Origin of the sequence: Streptomyces coeruleorubidus (assembly GCF_008705135.1) — a bacterium.
Taxonomy (GTDB): domain Bacteria; phylum Actinomycetota; class Actinomycetes; order Streptomycetales; family Streptomycetaceae; genus Streptomyces; species Streptomyces coeruleofuscus.
This window is the reverse complement of the sequence record NZ_CP023694.1, coordinates 7,188,303-7,204,939: the sequence shown is the minus strand read 5'-3', so window position 1 is coordinate 7,204,939 and position 16,637 is coordinate 7,188,303. Positions and strand designations below refer to the sequence as shown.

Annotated in this window: 11 protein-coding genes; 6 read left to right on the top strand and 5 right to left on the bottom strand. The window is 69.2% G+C overall.

The genetic code is table 11. The features are described 5' to 3' along the window. Window positions 1-75: 75 nt before the first annotated feature. Genes CP976_RS33250 through CP976_RS33240 form a run of 3 tightly spaced genes read right to left on the bottom strand, consistent with a single transcriptional unit; the run spans window position 76 to window position 3,166 of the window. Window positions 76-906: a carbohydrate ABC transporter permease gene (locus CP976_RS33250; protein ID WP_150483622.1), complete on the bottom strand. Its 831-nt coding sequence runs from the start codon at window positions 904-906 to the stop codon at window positions 76-78. After that, window positions 903-1,853, bottom strand: coding sequence for a carbohydrate ABC transporter permease (locus CP976_RS33245; RefSeq protein ID WP_150483621.1), 951 nt, complete (start codon window positions 1,851-1,853; stop codon window positions 903-905). The genes CP976_RS33250 and CP976_RS33245 overlap by 4 nt, the downstream gene beginning before the upstream one ends. Continuing rightward, window positions 1,853-3,166, bottom strand: coding sequence for an ABC transporter substrate-binding protein (locus tag CP976_RS33240; protein ID WP_150483620.1), 1,314 nt, complete (start codon window positions 3,164-3,166; stop codon window positions 1,853-1,855). Before CP976_RS33240 ends, CP976_RS33245 begins: the two co-directional genes overlap by 1 nt. 164 nt (window positions 3,167-3,330) lie before the next feature. On the opposite strand from CP976_RS33240, the gene CP976_RS33235 reads away from it, so the two are divergent. From CP976_RS33235 to CP976_RS33210, 6 genes are all read left to right on the top strand, one after another. Continuing rightward, a complete protein-coding gene (locus CP976_RS33235) occupies window positions 3,331-5,742 on the top strand; it encodes a glycoside hydrolase family 2 protein (RefSeq protein ID WP_150483619.1) in 2,412 nt (803 codons plus the stop codon). Then, window positions 5,739-6,776: a LacI family DNA-binding transcriptional regulator gene (locus tag CP976_RS33230; RefSeq protein WP_150483618.1), complete on the top strand. Its 1,038-nt coding sequence runs from the start codon at window positions 5,739-5,741 to the stop codon at window positions 6,774-6,776. The genes CP976_RS33235 and CP976_RS33230 overlap by 4 nt, the downstream gene beginning before the upstream one ends. Before the next feature lie 107 nt (window positions 6,777-6,883). Then, on the top strand, window positions 6,884-8,101 hold the full coding sequence (locus tag CP976_RS33225; RefSeq protein ID WP_150483617.1) for a thiolase family protein: 1,218 nt from the start codon (window positions 6,884-6,886) through the stop codon (window positions 8,099-8,101). Then, entirely contained in the window at window positions 8,098-10,227 is a 2,130-nt protein-coding gene (locus tag CP976_RS33220; RefSeq protein ID WP_150483616.1) for a 3-hydroxyacyl-CoA dehydrogenase NAD-binding domain-containing protein, read from the top strand. The genes CP976_RS33225 and CP976_RS33220 overlap by 4 nt, the downstream gene beginning before the upstream one ends. Window positions 10,228-10,389: 162 nt before the next feature. Beyond that, window positions 10,390-11,838 carry a cellulose binding domain-containing protein gene (locus CP976_RS33215; protein WP_150483615.1) on the top strand — a complete coding sequence of 483 codons (1,449 nt, stop codon included), beginning with the start codon at window positions 10,390-10,392 and terminating at the stop codon, window positions 11,836-11,838. A gap of 59 nt (window positions 11,839-11,897) precedes the next feature. Next, window positions 11,898-13,322 carry a polysaccharide deacetylase family protein gene (locus CP976_RS33210; RefSeq protein ID WP_229875312.1) on the top strand — a complete coding sequence of 475 codons (1,425 nt, stop codon included), beginning with the start codon at window positions 11,898-11,900 and terminating at the stop codon, window positions 13,320-13,322. Between the two features lie 83 nt (window positions 13,323-13,405). On the opposite strand, the gene CP976_RS33205 is transcribed toward CP976_RS33210, so the two are convergent. Next, the gene (locus CP976_RS33205) at window positions 13,406-15,172 is read right to left on the bottom strand and encodes a glycosyltransferase (RefSeq protein WP_150483614.1); all 1,767 of its coding nucleotides are present in this window, start codon (window positions 15,170-15,172) and stop codon (window positions 13,406-13,408) included. Beyond that, window positions 15,169-16,440 carry a nucleotide sugar dehydrogenase gene (locus CP976_RS33200; protein ID WP_150483613.1) on the bottom strand — a complete coding sequence of 424 codons (1,272 nt, stop codon included), beginning with the start codon at window positions 16,438-16,440 and terminating at the stop codon, window positions 15,169-15,171. The genes CP976_RS33205 and CP976_RS33200 overlap by 4 nt, the downstream gene beginning before the upstream one ends. Window positions 16,441-16,637: the final 197 nt, after the last annotated feature.

The following is a 16,637-nucleotide window of genomic DNA, read 5'->3' as shown; positions in this document are numbered from 1 at the left end:
CTGCGGGCTGTTTGTGGTTGTTCGCGCCCACGCGGCGGAGCCGCACATCGACACAGCCCCGCGCCCCTGGGTCCGCTACTTCGTGGCGCCTCGCGTGAAACCGTTGTAGATGAACCGCTGGAGGAACAGGAAGACGATCAGCGTCGGGACGATGACGAGGATCGCGCCCGCCGAGATGGTCTCCCAGTGGGCTCCGAAGGGGCCCTTGAAGCGGAACAGGGACGTCGAGATCACGCCAAGATCTTCGGAGGGCATGTAGAGGAAGGGGATGTAGAAGTCGTTGTAGACATTGATCCCCTTCACGATCACGACCGTCGCGATGGCAGGCTTGAGCAGCGGAAAGATGATCTTCCGGTAGACCGTGAAGGCGTTGGCGCCGTCGATGCGGGCCGACTCGTCCAGTGAGACGGGGATGGCCCGTACGAACTGCAGGAAGATGTAGATCGACACGATGTCCGTGCCCATGTAGAGCGCGATCGGCGCCCAGAGGCTGTCGAACATCCCGAGGCTGTTGACGATCTGGAAGGTGGCCACCTGGGTGGTCACCCCGGGGACCAGCGCGGCGACCAGGAACAGGGCCAGGACCAGCTTCCGGAAGCGGAACCGGAAGCGGTCGATGGCGTACGCCGTCATCGAGCCGATGAGGACCGTGCCTCCGATGGCGACGACCAGGATCAGCGCCGTGTTGCCGAACGCGGAGAGCATCCGGCCGTCCTGGAACGCCGTCACGTAGTTGCCGAAGTTCAGCGGGTCGTCGGGCAGCGTGAGGGCGCCGCTGTCGTCCGCCATCTCCCCGGAGGTCTTCAGCGACGTCAGGAAGACCACGGTGAGCGGCAGGAGCACGACCAGCGTCGCGAGGACCAGGGACAGGTACACGAGGGCACGGGCCACGGCACGGCGCGTCATACGAGATCCACCTTGTCGTCCGGGACGAGGCGCCGCTGCACCCAGGTCACCGCCAGGATGATCAGCAGCAGCACGACGGCCGCCGCCGAGGCGAGGCCCGTCTTGTTGAACTGGAAGGCCAGCTTCACGGTCTGGATCACGAAGGTCTCGGTGCCGGTCGCGCCGCCGGTCATGATGTACGGGATCTCGAAGACGGACAGCGACCCCGAGACGGACAGGATCACCGACAGGCTCAGCACGGGCCGGATGCCGGGCGCGATGATGTGACGGAACTGCTGCCAGCGGTTCGCCCCGTCCAGTTCGGCCGCCTCGTACAGCTCCCCCGGGATGGACTGGATCGCGCCGAGGAAGAGGACGAAGTTCAGGCCCATGTATCGCCATACGGAGACGCCCGCGAGGGAGACGTTTGCCGAGGCGGGCGTGCCGAGCCAGGCACGGTCGCCGTCGTAGCCGAACAGGCTCAGGATCGCGTCGAGGGTGCCGCCGTCCTGGAAGAAGTACAGGAAGACGAAGCCGATCGCGACGCCGTTGATCAGGTACGGGAAGAAGAGCACGCCCTTGAAGAAGTTGCGGAAGCGGACGTTGAAGCTCAGGACCGTGGCGAAGTAGAGGGCGGCGGCGATCTGCACCACGGACGCGGCGAGGTAGTAGCCGCTGACGAGGAACACCTCGAACAGCTCGGGCCGGGTGAAGAGTTCGGCGTAGTTCTCGGCGCCCGTGTAGTGCAGCTCGGGGCTGACGCCGTCCCAGTCGGTGAAGCTGTACGCGACCATGTTGACGATCGGCGCGTAGGTGAAGGCGATCAGCAGGACGAGCGGGCCGATCAGGAACAGCCAGGGGGTCACGCCCCGCCACCGCCGCGTCCGGCGCGCGGCGGACGGCGGCGTCGGCCCGGCGGGCGCGGTCGGTGCCGCCGGCCGCGCCGCCTTCCGGGTGGTGTCGGTCATCAGGACCCCAGGTTCTTCTGCGCCTCGGTCCACTTCTCGCCCAGCCCGGTCAGGAAGTCGTCCAGGCTGCCCTTGCGGGCGCCGCGGGCCAGGTCGACGAGCTCCTGGCGGTAGTCGGGCTTGTAGATGCCGACCTCGGACTGGTTGTCGATGGACTTGACCTCGGCGCCCTTGGTGTCGTCGATGTCGAGGAGCTTCACGCCCGCCTCCTCGTACGGCTTGAGGACGTCGGGCAGCGGGCCGTCCTTGAGGGGCGAGAGGGCGAGGTTGGCGTCCGCGTAGCCGGACTTGTCGGTGAACCAGTCGATCCAGGCGCGGGCGGCGGCCTTGTGGTCGGAGTTGACGTTGACGGCCTGCTGGTAGTCGGGCGACGTCACCGCGCAGAACGTGCCGTTCTTCTGGGCGGGGAACGGCATGAAGCCGATGTCGGCCGGGTCGGTGCCCGCCTGCTTCGCCGCGTCCTGCATCTGCACGATCGCCCAGGAGCCGAGCCACATCGTGGCGATCTCGCCCTTCGCCAACTTGGGCTTGGACGCCTCCCAGTTGGTGGTCGTCGGGTCCTTCTCGATGAGCTGCCGGCGCACGATGTCGTGGAGCAGCGTGTCACCGACCCGCAGGTCGGCGCCCTGCGCCCAGGGGTTTGACTCGGCGAGCCTGGTGGTGGCCTGAGTGTCGCAGCCGACCGAGCCGTTGACGTTCGTCCACTGGGTCAGCGGCCACATGTCCTTGAAGTTGGTGTAGTACGGGACCGCGTCGGACTTGGACTTGATGGCCTCGAGGTCGTCGAGGAACTCGGCCGGGGTCGTGGGCCAGTCGGTGACGCCTGCCGCGTTCCACACCTTCTTGTTGTAGACGAAGCCCGGGACCACGCCGAGCGGGCTCTGGCCGTAGACCTTGCCGTCGACGGTGGTGTAGTCGGTGAAGCGGTACTTCTTGCCGCGCTCGGCCTGGGTCCCGAGGGAGGCGAAGAACTTCGGGTAGTCCTTCTTCTCGATCACGGCCGGGATCATCAGGACGTCGCCGTAGTTCTCCGTGTTCATACGGATCTTGACCTCGCCCTCGTAGTCGGTGAGGCCCTCGAACTCGACCTTCACCTTGGGATAGGTCTTGTTGAACTCGGCGGCGTACTTCTTCATCGTCCCGTCCTGCACGAGGTCGGTCCGATGGGTGAGGACGGTGATGGTCCCGTCGACCTTGGCGGGATCGTCGGGCGCGTCGGCGTCCGCGCCCTTCGAGGTGCCTCCGGTGCCGGTACAGCCCGAGGCCAGCAGGGCTGCGCCCACGGCGAGGGCGAGGACAGTACGGCGGTTCATGTGCATCAGCTCCGTTCGCGGAGAGGAACTCGGGACGGAAGAGCACGTGCGGTATGGCTGGTTCGGCACTCTGACAGCGCTTTCCTCAACCGGTAAAGTCCCATTCCCGCCAACGATGCGAAACCTGTACTCGACTCATCACTGAACCGGTTAAGGGAGTGCGCATGCTGGAGGCCACACCGCTCGGCGACGGATGGATCCTGCGGCACGAGCCGGACGCGCTCCCGGCCTCGGTGCCGGGCTGCGTGCACACCGACCTGATGGCGGCCGGGGTGATTCCGGACCCGTTCCTGGGCCTGGGCGAGTCCGAGGTGGCGTGGGTGGGGCGCCGGGACTGGACGTACGAGCGCGAGCTCACCGGGGCGTCCGCGCGGGAGCAGACCGACCTGGTCTTCGACGGGCTCGACACCGTCGCCGAGATCTCCCTGGACGGACGGCTGCTGGGCAAGGTGCGGAACATGCACCGCTCGTACCGGTTCGACGTGACGGGGCTGTCCGGGCGGCTGTCCGTGCGGTTCGTCTCCGCCTACGCCGAGGCCGAGGCCGTGCGGGGACGGCTGGGCGAGCGGCCCGCCGCCTACGCCGAGCCCTACCAGTACCTGCGCAAGATGGCCTGCTCCTTCGGCTGGGACTGGGGGCCGACCCTGGTGACGGCCGGGATCTGGCGGCCGGTGCGCCTGGAACACTGGTCGACGGCCCGGATCGCCCGGGTGCGTCCGCTGGTCACCGTCGACGGGGGCGTGGGGGTCGTCGAGTTGGCCGTGGACATCGAGAGGACCCGGGTCGAGGCGCCGCTCGCCCTGGAGGCGACGGTGGGCGGAGTGCGGGCCCGGGCGGAGATCGACGGGACGGGCGGGGTGGTACGGCTCCGCGTGCCGGACGTCCGGCTGTGGTGGCCGCGCGGTTACGGCGAACAGCCGTTGTACGACGTGGAGTTGCGGCTGCTGCACGGCGAGGACACGCTGGACGTGTGGCGCCGGCGGGTCGGCTTCCGGACCGTGGAACTGGATCAACGGTCCGACGCGCACGGCACCGGCTTCACGCTCGTCGTCAACGGCGAGCGGCTCTTCGCCCGGGGCGTCAACTGGATCCCCGACGACGTCTTCCCGTCCCGGATCACCCGCGAGCGCTACCGGGAGCGGCTGGAGCAGGCGGCCCGGGCGGGCGTGGACCTCGTACGGGTCTGGGGCGGCGGGATCTACGAGAGCGAGGACTTCTACGACGCCTGCGACGAACTCGGGCTCCTGGTCTGGCAGGACTTCCCGTTCGCGTGCGCGGCCTACCCGGAGGAACAGCCGCTGCGGGGTGAGGTGGAGGCCGAGGCGCGGGAGAACGTCGTACGGCTGATGCCGCATCCGTCGCTGGTGCTGTGGAACGGCAACAACGAGAACCTGTGGGGCTTCCGGGACTGGGGCTGGGAGCCGCGGCTGGCCGGGGACTCCTGGGGCGAGGGGTACTACCTGGGCGTACTGCCGCGCGTGGTGGCCGAGTTGGATCCGACGCGGCCGTACACGGCGGGGAGTCCCTGGTCCGGCTCGTGGGACCGGCATCCCAACGATCCGGCGCACGGCACGCACCACTCCTGGGAGGTGTGGAACCGTGAGGACTACGCCGACTACCGGTTGAGCGTGCCCCGGTTCGTCGCCGAGTTCGGCTGGCAGGCGCCGCCCGCGTACGCCACGCTGCGGCGTGCGCTGCCCGGGGAGGAGCTCGCGCCGGACTCCCCCGGCATGCTGCACCACCAGAAGGCCGACGACGGCAACGGGAAGCTGGAGCGGGGGCTGGCGCGGCATTTCGCCGTGCCGGACGGGGACTTCGACCGCTGGCACTACCTGATGCAGGTCAACCAGGCGCGTGCGGTCGCCGCCGGGATCGAGCACTGGCGGTCGCACTGGCCGGTGTGCGCGGGCACGGTCGTCTGGCAGCTCAACGACTGCTGGCCGGTGACCTCCTGGGCGGCGGTCGACGGGGACGGGCGGGAGAAGCCGCTGTACCACGAGCTGAAGCGGCTGTACGCGGACCGGCTGCTGACGCTCCAGGCGCGGGACGGCGGGCTGGTGCTGGCCGCCGTCAACCAGGCCGCCGGGGACTGGACGGCGACGGTGACCCTGCGGCGGATGTCCGTCGAGGGCGAGGTGCTGGGGCAGGTGGCGGTGGAGGTGACGGCCGGGGGGCGGAGCGTGGCACGTGTGAACGTCCCGCGCGAGCTGACGCCGGCCGGGCCGAAGGAGTTCCTCGTCGCGGATGCGGGCGGGAACGCGGGCGGGGCAGCGGGCGGGGGCGCGGATCCGGGCAGGTTGCGGGCCTTGTACTTCCCGGTGCCGGACCGTGAAGTCCTTTACCCCGCCCCCCGGTTCGACGTCGCGCTCGCCCCGGGCGGCATCATCGTCACCGCCCGCACCCTGGTCCGGGACCTGCTGCTCCAGGCCGACCGGCTGGATCCGGGGGCGCGGGCGGAGCGGGGGCTGGTCACGCTGCTGCCGGGCGAAGAGGTGACCATCGGGGTGCGCGGCTGGAAGACTCCGGACGTGGAGAGCGTCCGTTCGGCCCTGTACTGCGTGGAGCCCACCCGATGACGGCAGCGCCGACCCCCCGCGTCACCATCAAGGACGTCGCCGCGCGCGCCGGCGTGTCCAAGGGTGCCGTCTCGCTCGCCTTCAACCACAAGCCCGGCCTGTCGGAGTCGACCCGGGACCGGATCTTCCGGGCGGCGCGGGAGCTGGGCTGGGCGCCGAACCTCACGGCGCGGACGCTGGCCGGTTCGCGCGTGGACGTGGTGGGGCTGGCGGTGTGCCGGCCGGCCCGGGTGCTCGGGCTCGAACCCTGGTACATGGAGTTCGTCTCGGGCGTGGAGAGCGTCCTGGCCGAGCACTCCTGTTCCCTGCTGCTGAGACTCGTACGGAATCTGGACGAGGAGGTGGGGGTCCAGGCGTCCTGGTGGCGTGGGCGGCAGATCGGCGGGTCGATCCTGGTCGACTTCCGGGCCGACGATCCCCGGGTGGGCCTGGTGGAGCGGCTCGGGCTGCCGGTGGTCGCCGTGGGGCATCCCTCGCTGACCGGAGGGCTCACCTCCGTGTGGACCGACGACGCGACGGCCGTGACGGAGGCGGTGCGGTATCTGGCGGCGCTGGGGCACCGGCGGATCGCCCGGGTGGGCGGGGCGGCGGCCCTCGGGCACACGGCCATCCGGACGGCCGCGTTCGACGAGGCGGCGGGGGCGCTGGCGCTGGCCGGGGCGTGGCAGGTCGCGACCGACTTCTCGGGCGACGCGGGGGCGCGGGCGACGCGGTCGCTGCTGACGGCCGCGCCGCCGGACCGGCCGACGGCGATCGTGTACGACAACGACATCATGGCGGTGGCGGGGTTGTCGGTGGCGGCGGAGATGGGGTTGCGGGTGCCGGAGGACGTGTCGCTGCTGGCGTGGGACGACTCGCAGCTGTGCCGGCTGACGCATCCGACCTTGTCGGCGATGAGTCATGACGTGCACGGTTTTGGAGCGGAGGTGGCTCGGACGTTGTTCGGGGTGATCACCGGGGACGAAGCGGCCGGGTCGCATCCGGTGCCGACTCCGGTGCTGACGCCGAGAGGGTCCACAGCGCCACCTCGGTGAGATGTGACGTTCACCGCTCGCCATGTCAGGACTGGGCAGCTACGTTACTCATAAGTAGCATGGGATGAGCAAGCGCTCAGCGTCCTGGACCCTGGAGGAGAGCCATCGTGCCTCGTACCGTCAGGGACGTCGTCTTCGTAGACGGCGTCCGCACCCCGTTCGGCAAGGCGGGCCCGAAGGGCATCTACCACGAGACCCGTGCCGACGACCTCGTCGTGAAGGCGATCCGGGAGCTGCTGCGCCGCAACCCCGGTCTCGACCCGAAGAAGATCGACGAGGTCGCCATCGCCGCGACCACCCAGATCGGCGACCAGGGCCTCACCATCGGCCGTACCGCGGGGATCCTCGCCGGCCTGCCGCAGTCCGTCCCGGGTTACTCCATCGACCGCATGTGCGCGGGCGCCCTGACGGCCGTGACCACGGTCGCCGGTTCCGTCGCCTTCGGTGCCTACGACGTCGCCATCGCCGGCGGTGTCGAGCACATGGGCCGCCACCCCATGGGCGAGGGCGTCGACCCGAACCCGCGCTTCGTCAGCGAGAAGCTGGTCGACGAGTCGGCCCTGTTCATGGGCATGACCGCGGAGAACCTGCACGACCGTTACCCGCAGATCACCAAGCTGCGCGCCGACGAGTACGCCGTGCGCTCCCAGGAGAAGGCCGCCAAGGCGTACGCCAACGGCAAGATCCAGGCCGACCTGGTGCCGGTCTCGGTGCGCCGCACCTCCCCCGAGGCCGGTGAGACGGGCTGGGGCCTGGTCACCGCCGACGAGCCGATGCGCCCGGGCACGACGCTGGAGAACCTCCAGGGCCTGAAGACCCCGTTCCGTGTGCACGGCCGGGTCACCGCCGGTAACGCGGCCGGTCTGAACGACGGCGCCACGGCCTCGCTCATCGCCTCCGAGGACTTCGCGCGGGAGAACGACCTCCCCGTGAAGATGCGCCTGGTCTCCTACTCCTTCGCGGGCGTCGAGCCGGAGGTCATGGGCTACGGACCGATCCCGGCGACGGAGAAGGCGCTGGCCCAGGCCGGTCTGTCGATCTCCGACATCGGCCTGTTCGAGATCAACGAGGCCTTCGCCGTCCAGGTGCTGGCCTTCCTCGACCACTACGGCATCGCCGACGACGACGAGCGCGTCAACCAGTACGGTGGCGCCATCGCCTTCGGCCACCCGCTGGCCTCCTCCGGCGTCCGTCTGATGACGCAGCTGGCCCGCCAGTTCGAGGAGCAGCCGCACGTCCGCTACGGCCTGACCACCATGTGCGTCGGCTTCGGCATGGGCGCAACGGTCATCTGGGAGAACCCGCACTTCGAGGGGGACAAGTGAGCACCACCGCCGAGCTTCTGAAGCAGGCTTCCGAGCTGTTCCCGGACGAGGTCGTCACGCAGGCGCACGTACGCCACTTCGACCTCCCCGCGGGTGCCGGGCGCTTCGCCCTCATCACCCTCGACAACGGCCTGGACCACACCAAGCCGACCACCTTCGGCCCGGCCTCGCTGGCGAACCTCAACGCCGCCATCGACCAGGTCGAGAAGGAGGCCGCGGACAGCGAGATCGTCGGCGTCGGCATCACCGGCAAGCCGTTCATCTTCGCGGTCGGCGCCGACCTCAAGGGCGTGGAGATCCTCAAGGAGCACGAGCACGCCCTCGCCATCGGCAAGGGCGGCCACGAGGTCTTCAAGCGGCTGTCCAAGCTGGCCGTGCCGACCTTCGCGTACTACAACGGCGCCGCGATGGGCGGTGGCGTCGAGGTCGGTCTGCACTGCTCCTACCGGACCGTCTCCGCAGCCCTCCCGGCGTTCTCGCTCCCCGAGGTGTTCCTCGGCCTGGTCCCGGGCTGGGGCGGCTGCACGCTGCTGCCGAACCTGATCGGCGCCGACAAGGCCGTCTCGGTGATCATCGAGAACAGCCTCAACCAGAACAAGCAGCTCAAGGGCAAGCAGGTCTACGAGCTCGGGATCGCGGACGCGATCTTCGAGGGCGCGGACTTCCTGGAGCAGTCGCTGATCTGGACCGCGTCCGTCCTCAAGGGCGAGATCGAGGTCGAGCGCCCGGTGATCGACCGCGGCGAGGGCTGGGACCAGGCCGTCGCCAAGGGCCGTTTCATCGCGGACTCCAAGGTGCACGGCGCCGCTCCGGCCGCCTACCGCGCGCTGGACATCATCGCCGCGGCCAAGAACGGCGACCTCCAGCAGGGCTACGACGCCGAGGACAAGGCGCTCGCCGACCTGATCATGGGCGGCGAACTGCGGGCCGGCATCTACGCCTTCAACCTGGTGCAGAAGCGCGACAAGCGCCCGGCCGGTGCCCCGGACAAGAACCTGGCCCGCCCGGTCACCAAGGTGGGTGTCGTCGGCGCCGGTCTGATGGCCAGTCAGCTCGCGCTGCTGTTCCTGCGCCGCCTGGAGGTGCCGGTCGTGCTGACCGACATCGACCAGGAGCGCGTCGACAAGGGTGTGGGCTACGTCCACGCCGAGATCGACAAGCTGCTCGGCAAGGGCCGCATCAACCAGGACAAGGCCAACCGCCTCAAGGCGCTGGTGACCGGCGTCCTGGACAAGGCCGAGGGCTTCGCGGACGCGGACTTCATCATCGAGGCCGTGTTCGAGGAGATGGGCGTCAAGCAGAAGGTGTTCGCGGAGGTCGAGGCGGTCGCCCCGGCGCACGCCATCTTCGCGACGAACACCTCCTCCCTCTCCGTCTCGGAGATGGCGTCGAAGCTGAAGAACCCCGAGCGGGTCGTCGGCTTCCACTTCTTCAACCCGGTCGCGGTCCTCCCCCTGCTGGAGATCGTGCGCGGCGAGAAGACCGACGACGCCTCCCTGGCCACGGCCTTCGCCGTCGCCAAGAAGCTGAAGAAGACCGCGGTCCTCACCAAGGACGCCCCGGCGTTCGTCGTGAACCGCATCCTGACCCGCTTCATGGGCGAGATCCAGAACATCATCGACGAGGGCACCCCCGTCGAGGTCGCCGAAAAGGGCGTCGAGCCGCTCGGTCTGCCGATGTCCCCTCTGGTCCTGCTGGAGCTGGTCGGCCCGGCGATCGGCCTGCACGTCTCCGAGACGCTCAACAAGGCGTTCCCGGACCGCTTCACGGTCTCCCCGAACCTCAAGGCGGTCGTCGAGGCGGGCAAGCGCGGCTTCTACGTCTACGACAGCGGCAAGCCGGAGCTGGACCCGGAGGTCGCGGCGCTGCTGAAGCAGGGCGACAGCGTCCTGACGGAGGAGCAGGTCCGCGAGCGGGTGCTCGACGCGGTGGCGCAGGAGATCGGGCTCATGCTCGACGAGGGCGTCGTCGCCGAGGCGCAGGACATCGACCTGTGCCTGATCACGGGCGCCGGCTGGCCGTTCCACCTGGGCGGCATCACGCCGTACCTGGACCGCGAGGGTGTCTCCGAGCGGGTCAACGGCAAGAGGTTCCTGGCGCAGGGCGTGGCGAGCGTCCCCGCGTAACACGTAACCCCTGAGGGGGGTGGGGCGACCGGTAACGATCCGGATGCCCCGCCCCCCTTCTGCATGGGCCCACGGATAGGATCCTCACACAATCCGACCATTGTTTACCTGGCTCTGACGGTCTCCACCGGAGACCGCCGGGTGTCCTCGAAGGAGTCCTCCGTGGCGTCCTCCCGCCGCCGACCACCCCGACGCCGGGTTTGGCCCAAGGTCAGGCTCCTGCTCCTGGTGGCGGTGGTCGCCGCCGGCGGCACGGCGCTGTATCCCGTGTGGAAGGCGGCGAACCCGGACCCGCCCGAGCTCAAGGTCCGCTACCGGACCGGCACTCCGGCCACGGCCGCGGCGGCCAAGCCGTCGTTCGAGGTCTTCAACGACACCGAGAAGGCACTGCCGTTGAGCGATGTGACGCTCCGGTACTACTTCACGGCCGACGGCGCCCCGGGCCCCTCGTCGTACGCCTTCAACTGCGTCAACGCCGCCTTCGGCTGCTCGCACGTCGCCGGCCGGGTCGTCGCCATGGACAAGGCGACCGACACCGCCGACCACTACCTGGAGGTCAGGTTCACGGCCGGCGCGGGCAGCCTGAAGCCGGGCGCCAACAGCAAGGGCATCGACCTCCAGCTCTTCCGCACCGACCACAAGCGGCTGAAGCAGTCCGACGACCGCTCCTTCGACGCGGAGATGACGTCCTACAAGGAGGCGGAGAAGGTCACCGCGTACAAGCGGGGCGTCCTCGCCTGGGGTGAGGAGCCGGACGGCACCAAGGCGAGCGACGAGAAGAAGGCCTCGGCGAAGGCCGCACCCGACGCGGTGCCGGCGCCCCCGGCCGGGGTGCTGTTCGACGACTTCAGCTACCAGGGCCCCAAGGACCCGGCTCTGTTCAAGCACGGCTGGCTGGTCCGCACCAGCAAGGGCGGCCCCGGCATCGAGAACACCTGGGCGGCGGAGAACGTCAGTTTCCCCACCGCCCAGGGCGCCCTGCGCGACGGCCCGGTGCTCAACCTGCGGGCGAGCACGGACGGCACCAGGTCGGGCACGAAGCAGGCGAGTCTGGGCACCCGGAGCGGCGAGTTCCGCGACGGCACCTACGCGGCCCGTATCCACTTCAGCGACGATCCGGCGAAGGGCGAGGGCGGCGACCACGTCAACCAGACCTTCTACACGATCGGCGGCAGCGGCACGAAGTACAGCGAGCTCGACAACGAGTACATGCCGAACGGCGGCTGGGGCCGCCCCGGTCCCAAGCTCGACACCGTCTCCTGGTACGACCACGAGAGCAACGACCGCGTCTACAGGACGACCGGCAAGAGCCTCGACGGCTGGCACACCATGATGATCACCGTCGAGGGCGACCTCGTCACCTACCGCATGGACGGCGAGAAGCTCTTCTCCAGCGACGGCAAGTACGCCCCGCGCTCCGGAATGTCCGTGAACTTCAACCACTGGTTCGTGGATCTGCCGTTCAAGGGCGACCGCGCGTGGGACATGAAGATCGACTGGCTCTACTACAACGCGAACGAATCCCTGTCGGTGAAGGAAGTCCGGTCCGCGGTCGAGGACTTCACCGGCCAGGGAATGAACTACTTCGACACGGTTCGGGAGTCCCGGTGAGGAAAAGGCGGTCCAACGCCCACAGGCACGCTGCCGAGGCTGCGGAGAACAAGCCGGTGGTGAGCCGGCGTTCCGCGCTGCTGATGGGTGGCACAGGAGGCGTCGCGATGGCCGGCGGCGGCGCGTGGCTGGGCCAGGTGGTGGCACAGCCCGCCGCCGCGCCGGCCGCCGAGGGGGCCATCGGAGGCCTCTCCACGCCTCCCCTCTACGCCCCCTCCGGCCGCCGCCCCAAGTACCGCAGGGCGAGCTGGTCCCAGCAGTTCCAGGCCTCCCACGGCTGGACGCCGGGGGGCGCGGGCACCGCGTCGGCCGAGGCGAACGACAAGTCCGTCTTCGTGCGCGGCACCCAGTCGGTCCGGGTGACCACGAACGGCAGCGGCAAGCAGTCCTACGTCCGCAAGACCGGCATGCCCTCCGTGAGCATGAGCGGCAAGATGATCCGGCTCGTGTTCCGCGTCGACGACGTGACGAACCTGGCCAAGATGGTCTTCTACCTGGGCAGCGGCTCCCTCGCGAACCACTTCGCCTGGACCTTGCACACCCACTCCAAGACGGCGGCCAACTACGTCCAGTCCGGGGAGTGGGTGACGGTCCACCTCCAGTGGGCCGACGTCAACGCGGCGGCCGGCACGTACTCCATCGGCGCCGACGGCAAGCCGTCCACCAAGACCGGCTTCACCGACATGTCGTTCGCCGTGTACGACAACGCGGGCGGCCCGGTGACGTACCGGCTCCAGGCCGTCGAGCTGATACCGGACACCGTCTCGGTCTTCCCCAAGGGCGTCGTCTCGATCACCTTCGACGACTCCCACAAGTCGATCCACGACCTGGCCCGTCCGGTCATGGACCGCTACGGCTTCCCCGGCACGGTCTACAACATCGCCGACGCCATCGGCACGGGCAACTTCCTGACGCTCAACCAGATGCGCTCGATGCAGGACTTCTCCGGCTGGGAGATGGCGGGCCACTCGTACGCGAACGCCGTCCACACGGCGAGCTATCCCAAGCTCACCGCCGAGGAGGCCGACGACGACTTCCGGAAGCTGCGCGAGTGGCTGGTGTCCAACGGCTTCACCAGCGAGCACTTCGCCTATCCGCACGGCGCGTTCCAGAAGACGACCGACGGTGTCCCGGTCGACCAGATCGCGAGCCGGCACTTCACCACGGCCCGGTCGATCATCTCCGAGACGATCGAGTCGTTCGCCCCGGCGATGCCGTACCGTCTCAAGGCGCTGACCGGCATCAACGACGGCACCGGCATCGGCGGTACGGCGCTGTCGAAGCTGACGGGCGCGGGCGGCCGGCTCGACCGCTGTGTGAACAGCGGTGACTGGCTGATCCTCTGTCTGCACAAGGTCACCGAGGGCGCCCCGGCGACGAGCACCGAGATCGGCAAGGCGGGCCTGGAGACGCTGATGAAGGCGATCGACGACCGGGACATCCCGGTGCTGACGGTCGAGGAGGCGATGGCCTCGTACACCTGAGGCCCGGACACATGAGACCGGACACATGAGAGAGGGGCGGCCCCCCGGCCGCCCCTCTCTCATGCCCGTCTCACGGACACGGGCTACCAGCCGCCGCCCTGCCCGTATCCCTGTCCCTGGCCCGGGCCCTGCTGCCAGGAGGGGTCCGGGTGCGGGTATCCGCCCTGCCGGGGGTCGTGGCCCTGGCCCGGGTACTGCTGCTGGTACGGGTCGCGGTAACCGTCGTAGCCGCCCTGCCACTGCTGCTGACCGGCCGGTTCCGGCGTCCCCCAGCTCACGCGCTGCTGCGGGACGGCCGCGTGCTGCTCCTCGTCGTAGCCCGGGATGGGCTGCGGCTGGGCCGGGATGCCGCCGGACGGGCGGGGCCGGGTGCGCAGGGCCACGCCCTCCAGACGCATGAGCTGGAGCGTCTCGGTGACCTTCTTGTCGGAGTACGGGTCCTCTTCCTCGAAGATCTCCGTCACCTCGGACTCGTGGTCACCGGCCACGGACACCTCGACACCGCCCTGGCGGGTGCCCCAACTGCCCTTGTGCAGCGTGAACAGGGCGTAGAACCGCAGCGGGGTCAGCAGGGTCAGCTGGATCACGCCGTAGACCGGCGCGAGCAGGAACATGCCGAACCGCTTGACGAAGCCCATGCCCCGGCGCGGGAAGTCGAGGTAGCGCACATTGCGCAGATAGCCCATCAGCACCATGAAGATCAGGTAGTCGCCGATGTGGTGGACGAACTGCTCGGGCTTGATGATGGGCAGGACGACCATCGAGTAGAACATCGCCGAGCCGAAGACCAGCCACAGCGCGAGTTCCATGCAGGTCAGCCAGAAGGCGGGCCGGTACTTCTTCTGGTGCCGGAACGCCCACAGGGACTCGCGGAAGAAGGACTTGTTCCAGCGGACCTGCTGGCGCAGGAAGTGCGGCAGCTTCTCGGGGACGGCGGTGTAGCCGACGGCCGTCTCCTGGAAGACGACCTGGCCTTCCATCAGGCAGTAGTTGGTCATGCGGCGGTCGTCGCCGAAGACGGCCGGCTTGCCCAGGAACTGCTGGTTGAGGAAGTCCGGCAGGTACTTGCGCACCAGCGTGCCGCGGTACGCGGAGAGCGCGCCGCAGCAGCACAGGACCGACTTCAGCCGGGAGTAGGCGGCCCGCTCGAAGAGGAAGGAGTTGCCGTAGCGCAGGTCCTGGAGGCGGGTGAAGATGTTGCTGTCGTGGTTGAGCGCCAGCACCATGCCGGTGGAGGCCATGATCTTCTCGTCGGCCAGCGGCAGCAGCAGTTCGCGCACGGTGTCCCGGGACAGCACGGTGTCCGAGTCGACGCACAGGAAGATGTCGGAGTACGGCGCGGCCTCGAAGCCCAGCGCGAGCGCCTCGCGCTTGCCCTTGTTCTCGGGCTGCACGCTGACGGTGTACTTGACGCCCTTGGCCTCGAACTCGCGGCGCATCTTCTTCGCCGCGCGGATGCCGGAGGCGTCGGCGCTGGCGTCGTCGATGATGTGGATCTCGTTCGGCAGCCGGCTCTGCGCGAGGAGGCTGCGCATGCCCTGCTCGAACATCACCGGGTCCTCGTTGTAGATCGGGATGACCGCGGTGACCCAGGCGTTCTCCAGGTACTCCAGTTCCTCCCGCCCGGCCTTGGCCGGACGGTAGAAGAGGGCGCCGAACATCTTCAGGGACAGCAGGCCCATGGCACCCATGGAGTACAGGTGCAGCGAACCGGCGTCGAGCCGGGTCGCGATGAGCGCGGCCAGGCACAGGAAGACGAAGTACGAGACCTTCAGGTGCCGCCGTTTGCGGTGCGCGCGACGGCCGCCGGAGTCGACGGCCCCGGGTATGTACGTGTCCTCGGCTGTCACAGCTTGACCACCCGCGGGTGATCGGCGGACCTGCCCCGGGTGTCGAAGAGCGCCCGGGCCCGGTCGGCGAGCACGTCCAGGTCGATCTCGCGGTGCGGCTGGAGCAGGATGGTGAGGTCGGCGGCCTCGGCGGCGGCGAGGTAGTCGACGGCACGCTCGACGGGCACATCGCCGACGTGCCAGTCCTCGACCCGCGGATCGAAGTAGACGAGTTCGGCACCGCGCGCGAGCAGGTTCTCCGCGACGGGTGTCGCCGGGCTCTCGCGCTGGTCGGAGATGTCCGGCTTGTAGGTCACGCCGAGCAGCAGGACACGCGAGCCGCGCACGGCCTTGCCCTGGTCGTTGAGGAGGTCGGCCGCCCGGTTGACGACGTGCACGGGCATCCGCTGGTTGATCTCCTGTGCCAGTTCCACGAACCGGAACGGGATGCCCAGCGAACGGACCTTGTACGACAGGTAGTTGGGGTCGATCGGGATGCAGTGCCCGCCGACGCCGGGGCCGGGGTGGAAGGGCGCGAACCCGAACGGCTTCGTCGACGCGCACCGGATCGCGTCCCACAGGTCGACACCGATCTCCCGGCAGAACATCGACATCTCGTTGACGAGCGCGATGTTGACGTGCCGGTAGGTGTTCTCCAGCAGCTTGGCCATCTCGGCCTCGCGGGTGCCCTTGGCCTCGACGACCCGGTGCACGAAACGCTCGTAGAGGGCGCGGGCGGCCTTGGTGCAGTCGGCCGTGCTGCCGCCGACGACCTTGGGCGTGTTCTCCAGCCCGTAGGAGGCGTTGCCCGGGTCGATGCGCTCCGGGGAGAAGGCGAGGTGGAAGTCGACGCCGACGCGCAGCCCGCCGGCCTCCAGACGGGGCCTGACGACCTCGTCGGTGGTGCCCGGGTACGTCGTCGACTCCAGCACCACGAGCGTACCGGCCCGGAGATGGGCGGCGATGTCGTCCACGGCGGCGTGCACCGCGCCGAGGTCCGGAGCGCCGTGGTCGGTGAGCGGCGTCGGCACACACACCACGACCGCGGCGGCGTCGGCGATGACCGCGGCCCGGTCGGTGGCCTCGAAGCCCCGCTCCAGCATGCCGCGCACGTCGGAGTCGGTGATGTCGTCCACGTGCGAGCGGCCGGCGTTCAGATCGTCGACCACCCGTCGGCTGCGGTCGAGACCGACCACCTTCAGGCCCGCCGCGGCCGCGGACCGGGCCAACGGAAGCCCCACGTAACCGAGTCCGACAACGACAAGATCCACCGTGGAGGATCTGCTCACGACATCATTCCCCAACCCCGTTGCCGCGGCCCCGGCCAGACGCAGCGACAACCGGCCCCCCAGCAAATCGAACAGTGCGAGGAGGTTAACAAGACCTACACCTCTTGACCATGTTCACCCGAGGTGCATCTCGTCACGCACACATCCGGACAACCCTCGGCACACGTGCTGTCTCGAAAGCGACGAGAGCCTCATAA